The following is a 10,888-nucleotide window of genomic DNA, read 5'->3' on the forward strand; positions in this document are numbered from 1 at the left end:
TTTTGTGAGTTTTTCTGTTTTGCAGCTCGATTTCGGACTTCTGCAGAGCGGCTATCAAAACACAGACACCAGCCATCATTCAGGCTCCAGAAAACTGGCGGCGTGCCGATAAACCTCATATCGGCGATAGCCCGTTTGATTTCACGCGGTGGTGATGTGCGTGATCCAGGCAGGGCCGCAAGGTGCCGTTCAGAGCTCTGGAGCAGAGCTTTGATGTAGAATTTGCATGATGGCGTAACGCTATTGGCTGGTAATTGCACGCCAAAAATGGGCAGCGAAGCTGGACCCGTCTATATGTTTGCCTTTGGGCTCATCTTCTTTCTTCCCTGACAGGACCCCTGATGCTGGCGTACAACCAAAAAAGTTTTCTGATCGTCGACGACTTCTCCGACTTCCGCAGCTCGGTGCGCTCCATGCTGCGTGAGTTGGGGGTGAGGGATGTAGACACTGCCGACACCGGAGAGCAGGCGCTGAAGATGTGTTCGCAGAAGCGCTACGATTTTGTCCTGCATGACTTCAATCTGGGTGACGGCAAGAAAAACGGCCAGCATGTGCTCGAAGACCTGATGGTCGATCGACTGCTGAGCCACGAAAGCGTATTTGTCATGGTCACGGCTGAAAACAGCCAGGCAATGGTGATGAGTGCGCTGGAATGGGAGCCGGATGCTTACCTGACCAAGCCTTTCAACCGGGCAGGCCTGGCGCAACGTCTTGAAAAGCTGGTGCAGCGCAAAGGCGTGCTCAAGCCGATCCTGCAGGCGCTGGATCGCGGCAAGCCTGCCGAAGTGCTCGCAGCCTGCGTGGCCCTGACCAAGCAGGACCCGCGCTATGCACCGCTGTGTCTGCGGTACAAGGCGGACGCGCTGCGCGACCTCAAACAATTTGAGCCCCTTGAAGCATTCCTCAAGTCGATTCTGGCTGATCGCCCGGCCCCTTGGGCGTACGCAGCACTTGGCAATCTATTGCTCAAGCGCAACAAGCACGCTGATGCCCAGGCCGTTTTTGATGCGGCGATAAAAACCTTTCCCGGTATGCCAACGCTTTACGACGGCCTGGCCGAGGCACTTGTTGCGCGTGGTGATGTGGTGCGTGCCCAGAAAGTGCTGGAAGACGCCGTCAAGATTTCTCCACTGGCAGTGCGCCGACAAACATTGCTCGGCAAGCTGGCGCTAGACAACAACGATTTTGACGGTGCTTCCAAGGCCTTTCGCCAGGCGGTCAACCAAGGCCAGTTTTCGCGTTTCAAAAACCCGGAAACCAATCTTGGTTTCGCTCAGGCATTGATCAGTCGGGGTGGTGATCAGGGCCTGGACGCGCGTGCTCGTGTCGAGATCAACCAGACGCTGAGTGACGTCGCCAAGGAGAACGGTGCCGACCAGGGGCTGCAGGTGCGCACGCGGCTGATGAAGGCCGCCAGCGTCAAGCATTCCGATCCTGAGATGGCTGCCAAGCTGACTGCGGATGCAATGGGTCGCTTGCAGAGCATGGACCAGTTCCTGAGCGCCGACGCCGCTTTGGCCGTGGCTTCGCAGTTGCAGAGTCTCGGGCATGAAGAGGCGGGTGCAGGCGTATTGAAAAGCTGCGCCGAGATTTACGGTGATGACCCCCAGGTGATGCAGAGCATCGCCAAGCAGACGGATGATCCCGCGATCCTCGGTGCCAACAAAGCCGCCATCGAGCTCAACGTTCAGGGCGTGCGCACCTACAAGGCCGGTAATCTCAACGATGCGCAGGATTTTTTCCGTCGCGCTCTGGCCCTGCAAGCCAAGAACATCAGTATCGCCTTGAACCTGGCGCAGGCATTGCTCCATTCCATGGCGACAGCACCTGACGCAGCAAAACTGGAAGAGTGTCGCGCCTGCCTGAGAATGGTTGGCAAGATGCCGGAGAGTGACCCGCGTTTCGAGCGTTATCAAAAACTGCAGAGCAAGGCATTTGGAGCATGAGCGAAAACGAAACGAGTATGGATTTCTCCATGGTCATTGCGTCGACGGTACATGATATGAAGAACTCCCTGTCGACCTTGGGCCAGTCCCACAACCGATGGCTGGGACAGTTGACCAACGAGCAACGAGACACCCCGGAACATGGTGTGATCGAGTACGAGTTTGCCCGGCTCAATGGCATGCTCGTGCAGTTACTCGGCCTCTACAAGCTGGACGTCAATCAGCTGCCGCTGCGCCCTGATTACCATGAGATGGACGACTTCATCGAAGGCCAACTGGCTCATCATCAAGAGGTGTTGAACAGTCGCGGCATCGTGGCGACCTGCGATGTCGATGCGCTCATCCCTCTGGGTTTCTTCGATCGCGAATTGATCGGCACCGTGGTGGGTAACGTCACCATTAACGCCATCCGTTATGCCCGCAAGACCATCGCCATCACCGTCAGCGAAGAGGGCGGGCAACTCTGCATCGCGATCAATGACGACGGTGCCGGCTTTTCCGCAAGCATGCTTGAGAAGCAGGCTGATTACGCACTGGGTATCAACCAGGCCAGCGGCAGCACCGGTCTTGGTCTTTACTTCGCGGCTCGCATTGCCGAGCAGCATCAGCGTAATGGTGTGCATGGGCGGATTGAGCTGGCTAATGGCGGTGCTTTAGGGGGCGGGCTGTTTCGGATTTATCTGCCGTAGTCGTCGCTTACTGAGCTCTCCAACACAGGGCGGATACTCCGGCGCACTGGTTAGCCCACCTTGAACGGTGGGTTTTTTTTCAGCTGTTCGGGTTGCTCCTGCTGCTGATCAGCCTGTGATACTTGAAAGTCTCCACACGTGGTGCGTATTTTGTACGTCTAGCTACGGAGCGCTCCGTAAGAAAAAGGAAGGATTCGAGTCATGACCAGCGATGGCCACAAAACGCTCGCACAGCGATTGACGGGCATTGATGAAATTGAATGCATCACCCCTGATCTAAATGGAATACCCCGCGGCAAAGTGATGACTGCCGAAGGCTTCCTTGAAGGTCGGCGTTTGCAGATGGCCCGGGGTGTTCTGTTGCAATGCATCATGGGCGGGTACCCGTCGTCGCGTTTTTACGGTAGCGACGACGGTGATGTGGCAATGATCCCCGATGCGCAGCAGATCCATCGCTTGCCGTGGAGTGCCGAGCCTCGTGCACTGGCGATCTGTGATACCGAGGAACTGGGCGGCGGAGCCTGTAACCTGTCGACCCGAAGCTTGCTTAAAGCCGTTATCGCCCGTTATGCCGAGCGTGGGCTGGCGCCGGTGGTTGCGACCGAGCTGGAGTTTTTTGTCTTTGCGCCAAATCCCGATCCGGCCAGGCCTTTTCAGCCGCCAGCCGGAATCGATGGCCGTCGCGAGGAAGGGTATTCGGCGTTCAGTGTCAGCTCCAACAATGGTTTGCGGCCGTTCTTCAGCGAGGTCTATAAGTGCATGGCGGCACTGGGTCTGCCCCGTGACACCTTCATGCATGAAATGGGCGTCAGCCAGTTCGAGATCAATCTGCTTCACGGCGATCCGCTGCTGCTCGCCGATCAGACGCTGCTGTTCAAGCACTTGCTAAAGGAAGTGGCGCTCAAGCATGGTTTGATCGTGGTGTGCATGGCAAAACCGCTGGCGCATACGGCGGGCAGTTCGATGCATATTCATCAGAGTGTGGTTGATTCGGTCACGGGCGCTAATGTATTCAGCGATGAGCAGGGCGAGCTAACGGGGCTGTTCCGGCAGTTTATTGCCGGTCAGCAAGCCTGTATGGCTGATTTCACGGCGCTGTTTGCGCCTAATGTGAACTCGTATCAGCGCCTGTGTCATCCGTTTGCGTCGCCGAACAATGCCTGCTGGTCTCATGATAATCGTGCAGCAGGTTTGCGTATCCCTGCCAGCGGTCCCTCGGCCAGACGGGTCGAAAACCGCTTGCCGGGAGCCGACGCCAATCCTTATCTGGCGATAGCTGCGAGTCTTGCAGCGGGGCTTCATGGTATCGATCAGCAGCTGGAACCAACGCCACCGACCCAGGGCGACATCCATGTGCCGGATGAATTGTCATTGCCATGTACCTTGCATGCCGCTCTGGAGCGTCTGAAACGCAGTCAGTTGGCCAAGGAACTGTTTGGCGTTGAGTTCATCGAAGGCTACATCGCATCGAAGACCCTGGAACTGACCAGCTTTTTTGATGAAATCACCCCCTGGGAACGGCGCATTCTGGCTGCCCAGGCTTAAGAATCGTGTTACAGGAGTCGTCCATTCCGGCGGCTCCTAATTTTTGGAAAGTCGATGCGCCAAATCTGGAAGTCCTTTCAGGGGCTGTATTTTGCCTCCCTGATGATGTTGACCGGCTCCGGTCTTCTGAGTACGTACCTTGCCTTGCGATTGTCCGCTGACCAGGTCGATGGCCTGTGGATCGGTGCGTTGATGGCCGCCAACTACGTGGGTCTGGTGCTGGGTGGCAAGGTAGGGCATCGCCTGATCGGTCGTGTCGGGCATATTCGTGCGTACGCCACCTGTGCGGGGATTGTCGGGGCTGCGGTGTTGGGCCTCGGCCTGATCGACTGGCTGCCGGCCTGGCTATTCCTGCGGATGATCGTCGGCCTGGGCATGATGTGCCAATACATGGTGGTCGAGAGCTGGCTGAACGAGCAGGCAGCCCCCAAGCAGCGTGGCATGGTCTTCAGCGGCTACATGATCGCGTCCTACCTGGGTTTGGTGCTGGGTCAGATGATTCTGGTGGTCCACCCCGGATTGGGGCCAGAGCTGTTGATGTTGGTGGCGATGTGTTTTGCCTTGTGTCTGGTCCCTGTGGCGATGACCCGCAGCATTCACCCGGCACCCCTGCATCCCGCGCCTTTGGAGCCCCGCTTCTTTATCAGTCGGGTTCCGCAGTCGCTGACGACCGTATTGGGTGCGGGGCTTATCGTCGGTGCTTTCTATGGTCTGGCGCCTCTGTATGCAGCGCAACAGGGCCTGTCGACTGAGCATGTCGGTATGTTCATGGCTTGCTGTATTCTGGCCGGCTTGCTGGTTCAGTGGCCACTGGGGCTTCTTTCTGACCGTTATGATCGTGCTCAACTCATGCGGGCTTTTGCCGGCGTCCTGACGGTCGTGGCGTTGCCTTTGGCAATCCTGCCCAGCATGCCGCTGGAGGTGTTATTTGTCGTCGGCTTTATTGTGTCGTTGATTCAATTCAGCCTTTACCCGCTGGCCGTCGCGTTCGCCAACGACCACGTGGAAGGTGAGCGCCGGGTGTCGCTGACGGCAATGTTGCTGATGACTTTCGGCATTGGCGCCAGTATTGGTCCGCTGGCGGCGGGTGCGCTGATGAAGGCGCTAGGCAGCAATATGCTTTATGCCTTCGTCTGCCTGACTTCACTGGCGCTGGTGTTCCTGATCCGTCCTAAGGCCGTGACTCACCTGCACCAGGTGGACGATGCGCCACTGCACCACGTCGCGATGCCGGACAGCATGTCGAGTTCGCCACTGGTGGTTGCGCTTGACCCGCGGGTTGATGAGCAGGTGGTTCAGGACCAGATGCAGACTACGGTTGAACCGGTGGTTGAACCGGAGCCTGAGGTTGAAGCGCCGGTTGAGGCCAAGGCTGAAGGGGAGGCCGATGGGGGTGTTCGGGATGAGGAGATCAATCGGCCTTAGGGTCTTTAAAGCTTGGCAGGCTTGAGTGGACTGACCTGCAGGAGCCAACTTGTTGGCGAGAAGCCGGGCCTGCATAGTCAGGGGCTTCGCTTTGCCAAAAGGTTAGCTCCTATCAAACAAAAAATAACTACCTGATTTGGAATACTTTTCTGTAGGAGCTCACGAGCACCGCGAGGCAGCGATGGCGGCCTTTCTGATACACCGCTATCGCGGCCTCGCGGTGCTCGTGCGCTCCTACAGGTCCAATGATTGCCGCGCGAAAGCGTGGTGTCAGGACGCCGGGGCGACTCTCATCAAACAAAATATAACTATCTGATTTGGAATGCTTTTTACTGTAGGAGTGAGCTTGCTCGCGATAGCTCCAGCACAGGCAATATATTCATCGACTGACAGGCCGAATCGCGAGCAATGTGGATCGCCACCCCGGTCACTTCTACAGGGTCCGTGTTTGCTGCGCGACAGCGTGGTGTCAGGGACACCGGGGCGACTCCTACAGAGGCAAGGCAGAGGCAGGTCTCGATCAGCAGAAATCTTATGAACAAAAAAGGCGATTACGCTCACCGCGCAATCGCCTTTTTTAATAGCCAAAGACAGCTGTCAGAAGTCATCGTCCTTGTCGAAGCGACGCGCTTCACGCTGCAGTTGGTACACAAAACGCTCAACCTGACGCTGCACAAGGCCGCTCATGTTGTGGAAGCGGATCCCGGCAAAGGTCGTGTTGACCCTTTCTTCGAAGTGCAGATAGCGCAATTCCACCGGTGCTGTCATGGTGCCGAAGGGCAGTTGAGCCACGAAACGCTCATACACCTGACCCAGCTGCATACGCTCTGAAACGTCGCCCTCGAAGCGAAGTTTGCAACCTGTCGCCGAGATATCCAGTAATTTGCCGCTTAAAGGGAATTTCAGTCGGTCGCCGCCCATCTCGATGCTGACCAGTTGGGCCAGTTTCAGTGCTGCACGGAAGGCGTTGCGACGCTGGTGATAGATAACTTCTGTTGGCAACGGGCCGCGGTAGAAACGTTCGCCGTTAACTTCATGAATGGTCATCTGGTCGGTGCTTTCCCAGGCGATTCGCACGCCGTCATGAAAGCCTTCGACCCGGTAAGCTTCACCGTTGGCGAGGAATTTTTCGCCGTCACGGGGGATCATTTCATCGAGGGCAATGACATCGCTTTCGCGGTCGACCTCGATCAAATAACTTTGAAAACGTTGTGTGCGCTCATGAAAAGTGATGATCAGAGGATCATGACTTTCAAGTAGCAGCCGCAAATTGGCGGCAATTTCCAAAGGCGTATTCAGTACCTTTGGGGGCTGCGGAGCATCGTCCGCGCTTGAGCCATTCACTTTTTTCCATCTCCAGGCAAAATACGACAGCAATGCAATTGCAGGCATCTTGCCAGCATGCAAAGCGCCTTGATACAGAAACTACGCTTGGCTTAACGGCCGTGGTTTTGCACGGCCCGATGTCGACCCACGATTGTCATACAACGTGGGCATGTCACCGGTCAGTATCCGCAGTTGATGCGCAGTAGAAGCCTGCTGCATAACGATAGAACTGCCATTCTGTGTGTTGACGAGTTGGCACTGAGTAATCACTGCGCTCAACTCGTCGCCTGCCTTGATCAACTGTTCGCCCAGCGATGAGCTGGCAGCAAGCGCGCTCAGGCCATTGCGGTCCGGACTCAGTCCTAACCCACTAAGGATCTGGCTGCGTTTGCGGCCATGCTGTTCGAGCAATACCACCAGCGCCTGCTTTTTAGCCAGAACGTGCTCCATCTCGACCATGTCGCGGCCGATCAGGGCAAGGGATTCTGCCTGCAGTATTTCCAGCAATTGCTGGGCCGGGACCATGTCGTCGGTCATCAGTTGGAGCAAAGTAGTGTCTTGCATCGCATGCTCTGGTTTTTAAGCGTCCAGAAGATACCGCGCGAGCATTGGGCTAGCGCGAAGCTTCGAAATTAAGCAGCTTGCTGGCTACACGGTTGCTGTCCACTTTATAGCTGCCATCTGCGATCGCTTGTTTCAACTCCGCCACGCGGGCGCTGTTGACGGTCGGCAGTTCGCCCAGCTTGTCAGTGATCTTTTGCAACTGTTGAGACTCACTGCTCAGTTTTACGGATTCGCCGGTGCTGGCGGTTTTTTCCAGTGCGCCGGTTTTAACCGCTGCTTCTGTCTTGCCTGTTTCTTTAACGCTGTTGGTACGTGTCGTGCCGCTAACCGCGTTGCCGCTGTTCAGTCTGTTGAAGTCAATGACCATGATAAAAACCTCTGGGTAATTGGACGCTTGCCATGGTTTCGACCAAATGCAAAAAAACTTTAGCCTGCTAAGTGAAATCCATTTGCGTTTTGCGCAGCCAATGGACCTCGAACCGCAGAAGTTGTTTCGCAGTCTAGGAAAAACAAGCGTTTCACGCCAGTGTTCTATCGCGCCGCATAGCTGATCACATAGGGGCCTCCACCTGTCCAGGCCCGGTAATGTTGGCCTTTATGATGCGCTTTGAGTTGAGGTTCTTGACCCGTATCTGTTCGTTGAACGTCCCGTCAGACAACGCTTCGCCCGGCATCCGCACGGAGATGGAGCCGCTGCGAGCGGTGATTACCACCTGATCACCCTTTTTTACCATCTGGGGCTGTTCCAGAAAGTTGGGTGCAATGATTTGATCGATGACCATTGGTCGGAGGATTTTTTGTCCTAGTGCCTGATCTTCAGCAGACAGAAACCCCTGACCCAGCAAACCGATGTCGCGCTCGCGCATGGCGATGTCCTGCTCGGTAATCACCGCGTCGCGCTTGAGCGGGCGAACAGCGGTCACCACATTGCGGAATAACCGCACCTGGGCGGGCACAAACACCGTCCACGGTGACGAGCCCTCGCAGCGTACCCGGGTAGTCACGCGGCCAACGGGACGCGGGCTTTCCAGACTTGCTGTCAATTCCTTGTCGCAAAAAGGCATGCGCAGACGCGGGTCCAATTGACGCACTTCAATTTCGTAGCGCCCTTCGATCTGGGCAGTCGCCAAATACTCTTCAACTGTGAATTCAAGAAACCCCTGAGTGACGCCGATAAGTTGTTCAGGCAATGTGAAACTGTCTGCCCGACTGGTATTCACCAAGGCAGAAAGACACAGCAAAGCCAGCGAACAGAGCAAGATGCGGTTCTTGAAGATGGCGTGTCGGGAAATTGTCGTTTTTGCATTCATGACGTATGAAAAGCAAGGCCCGTGCCGCTTACCTGACCAGGTGCTGTGGCGATGGTTACTTTGATAGGGGAGTCGCAGCATGGCCGGTGTAATGGATTCAGTGAACCAGCGAACACAGCTGGTTGGGCAGAATCGCCTTGAGCTCTTGTTGTTCCGTCTCAATGGCAAACAGCTTTATGGGATTAACGTCTTCAAGGTGAAGGAGGTGCTGCAATGCCCCAAGCTCACTGTGATGCCTAAATCCAGTCGGATTGTGCGCGGCGTTGCCAACATTCGTGGCGGGACGATCCCGATTCTCGATCTCGCCATGGCAACCGGTTTGCCAGGGCAGATGTCGATTGATAACGCGTTCGTGATCATCACTGAGTACAACACCAAGGTTCAGGGTTTTCTGGTGGACTCGGTCGAGCGCATCGTGAACATGAACTGGGAAGAGATCCATCCGCCACCCAAGGGAACGGGTCGCGATCACTACCTGACGGCGGTGACGCGGGTCGATAACCAGTTGGTGGAAATCATCGACGTCGAGAAGATTCTTGCGGAAGTGGCACCGATGTCTGAAGCCGTGTCTGTCGGTGTGATCGACGAGGAAACTCATCACAAGGCCATTTCTCTGCGAGTGCTGACGGTCGATGACTCTTCGGTGGCGCGCAAACAGGTCAGCCGCTGTCTACAGACTGTTGGCGTGGAAGTGGTTGCGCTTAACGACGGTCGTCAGGCACTGGATTACCTCAAGCAGATGGTCGCTGAAGGCAAGAAGCCTGAAGAAGAATTCCTGATGATGATTTCCGACATCGAGATGCCGGAAATGGACGGCTACACGCTCACCTCCGAGATTCGTAATGACCCTCGGATGCAAAAATTGCACATCGTTTTGCATACTTCTCTGTCAGGTGTGTTCAATCAGGCTATGGTGAAGAAAGTTGGCGCGGATGACTTCCTTGCCAAATTCCGGCCTGATGACCTCGCCGCACGTGTTGTGGACAGAATCAAGGCAGCAGACATCAGCTAGGGGCGTCGTTCCTGGTGGTTTTACATGATTTGAGAGGCGGCATCTTGGCTACGGGTAATTTGGATTTCGAGCAGTTCCGGGTATTTTTGGAAAAAGCCTGTGGCATCCTTTTGGGTGAGAACAAGCAGTACCTGGTTTCCAGTCGCCTCAACAAGTTGATGGAACAACAAGGTATCAAAACCCTTGGCGAACTGATCCAGCGTATCCAGTCACAGCCACGCAGCGGTTTGCGCGAGCAGGTGGTGGATGCGATGACGACCAACGAAACCCTGTGGTTTCGCGACACCTATCCGTTTGAGGTGATGAAGAACAAGGTTCTGCCCGAGGCCATCAAGGCTGCTCCCGGTCAGCGCCTGCGCATCTGGTCGGCGGCCTGTTCTTCGGGTCAGGAACCGTACTCGCTGTCGATGACCATCGACGAGTTTGAGCGCAGCAATTCCGGGCAGTTGAAGAACGGGGCGCAGATTGTTGCCACTGACTTGTCGGGGCTGATGCTCACCAACTGCAAGTCGGGTGAGTACGACAGCCTGGCAATCGGTCGGGGTTTGTCTCCGGACCGCTTGCAGCGCTACTTCGACGTCAAGTCGCCGGGTCGCTGGGCCGTCAAGGCTCCGATCAAGAGCCGGGTCGAGTTTCGTGCTTTTAACCTGCTGGACAGCTACGCGAGTCTGGGCAAGTTCGACATCGTCTTTTGCCGTAACGTACTGATCTACTTCTCGGCTGAAGTGAAGAAAGACATCCTGCTACGCATTCACGGCACACTCAAGCCGGGCGGCTATCTGTTCCTCGGTGCTTCCGAGGCGCTGAATGGTCTGCCAGATCATTACCAGATGGTGCAATGCAGCCCGGGGATTATCTACCAGGCCAAGTAAGCTTCTTTGTTGTTCAGGAAAGAGACCTTCGGGTCTCTTTTTTTTGTTTTGGTAGTAGCGATTGATTGATGTCAGGCCTGTTGAATCAGTGGTGTTCTTATCGTCGGAATGCCGCCCAGACCAAGCACCGCTCCAACATGAGATTCCGTTCTACCTGGGGGAGATTCTATATTGGCCTGCAAGCTGATTGACGACGTGG

The 10,888-nt window shown here is 55.8% G+C and carries 10 protein-coding genes; 6 read left to right on the plus strand and 4 right to left on the minus strand.

The features are described 5' to 3' along the window. The first annotated feature begins 341 nt into the window (after positions 1–341). The 4 genes from H8S59_RS23380 to H8S59_RS23395 all read left to right on the plus strand — a co-directional run bounded on the left by H8S59_RS23380 (position 342) and on the right by H8S59_RS23395 (position 5,605). Positions 342–1,946, plus strand: a complete 1,605-nt coding sequence (locus tag H8S59_RS23380; RefSeq protein ID WP_187522962.1) for a response regulator — start codon at positions 342–344, stop codon at positions 1,944–1,946. Continuing rightward, the gene (locus H8S59_RS23385; protein ID WP_187522963.1) at positions 1,943–2,635 is read left to right on the plus strand and encodes a sensor histidine kinase; all 693 of its coding nucleotides are present in this window, start codon (positions 1,943–1,945) and stop codon (positions 2,633–2,635) included. The genes H8S59_RS23380 and H8S59_RS23385 overlap by 4 nt, the downstream gene beginning before the upstream one ends. 303 nt (positions 2,636–2,938) lie before the next feature. After that, positions 2,939–4,180 carry a glutamine synthetase family protein gene (locus H8S59_RS23390; RefSeq protein ID WP_187522968.1) on the plus strand — a complete coding sequence of 414 codons (1,242 nt, stop codon included), beginning with the start codon at positions 2,939–2,941 and terminating at the stop codon, positions 4,178–4,180. A 54-nt stretch (positions 4,181–4,234) separates the two neighbouring features. Continuing rightward, entirely contained in the window at positions 4,235–5,605 is a 1,371-nt protein-coding gene (locus H8S59_RS23395; protein ID WP_187522964.1) for an MFS transporter, read from the plus strand. Positions 5,606–6,202: 597 nt separating this feature from the next. Here the strand turns inward: H8S59_RS23395 and H8S59_RS23400 are convergent. The 4 genes from H8S59_RS23400 to flgA form a co-directional block, all read right to left on the minus strand. Next, positions 6,203–6,949: a flagellar regulator YcgR PilZN domain-containing protein gene (locus H8S59_RS23400; protein ID WP_027902543.1), complete on the minus strand. Its 747-nt coding sequence runs from the start codon at positions 6,947–6,949 to the stop codon at positions 6,203–6,205. Between the two features lie 81 nt (positions 6,950–7,030). Further along, positions 7,031–7,495: a flagella synthesis protein FlgN gene (locus H8S59_RS23405; protein ID WP_187522965.1), complete on the minus strand. Its 465-nt coding sequence runs from the start codon at positions 7,493–7,495 to the stop codon at positions 7,031–7,033. Between the two features lie 49 nt (positions 7,496–7,544). Beyond that, positions 7,545–7,862: a flagellar biosynthesis anti-sigma factor FlgM gene (gene flgM / locus H8S59_RS23410; protein WP_095094570.1), complete on the minus strand. Its 318-nt coding sequence runs from the start codon at positions 7,860–7,862 to the stop codon at positions 7,545–7,547. A 184-nt stretch (positions 7,863–8,046) separates the two neighbouring features. After that, positions 8,047–8,805 carry a flagellar basal body P-ring formation chaperone FlgA gene (flgA, locus tag H8S59_RS23415; protein WP_187522966.1) on the minus strand — a complete coding sequence of 253 codons (759 nt, stop codon included), beginning with the start codon at positions 8,803–8,805 and terminating at the stop codon, positions 8,047–8,049. Between the two features lie 79 nt (positions 8,806–8,884). Between flgA and H8S59_RS23420 the strand changes: the two genes are divergently transcribed. Continuing rightward, positions 8,885–9,817, plus strand: a complete 933-nt coding sequence (locus H8S59_RS23420; RefSeq protein WP_027902539.1) for a chemotaxis protein CheV — start codon at positions 8,885–8,887, stop codon at positions 9,815–9,817. 44 nt (positions 9,818–9,861) lie between these two features. Then, on the plus strand, positions 9,862–10,689 hold the full coding sequence (gene cheR, locus H8S59_RS23425) for a protein-glutamate O-methyltransferase CheR (protein WP_187522967.1): 828 nt from the start codon (positions 9,862–9,864) through the stop codon (positions 10,687–10,689). Positions 10,690–10,888: the final 199 nt, after the last annotated feature.

The organism is Pseudomonas folii, assembly GCF_014357575.1.
Classification (GTDB): Bacteria; Pseudomonadota; Gammaproteobacteria; order Pseudomonadales; family Pseudomonadaceae; genus Aquipseudomonas; species Aquipseudomonas folii.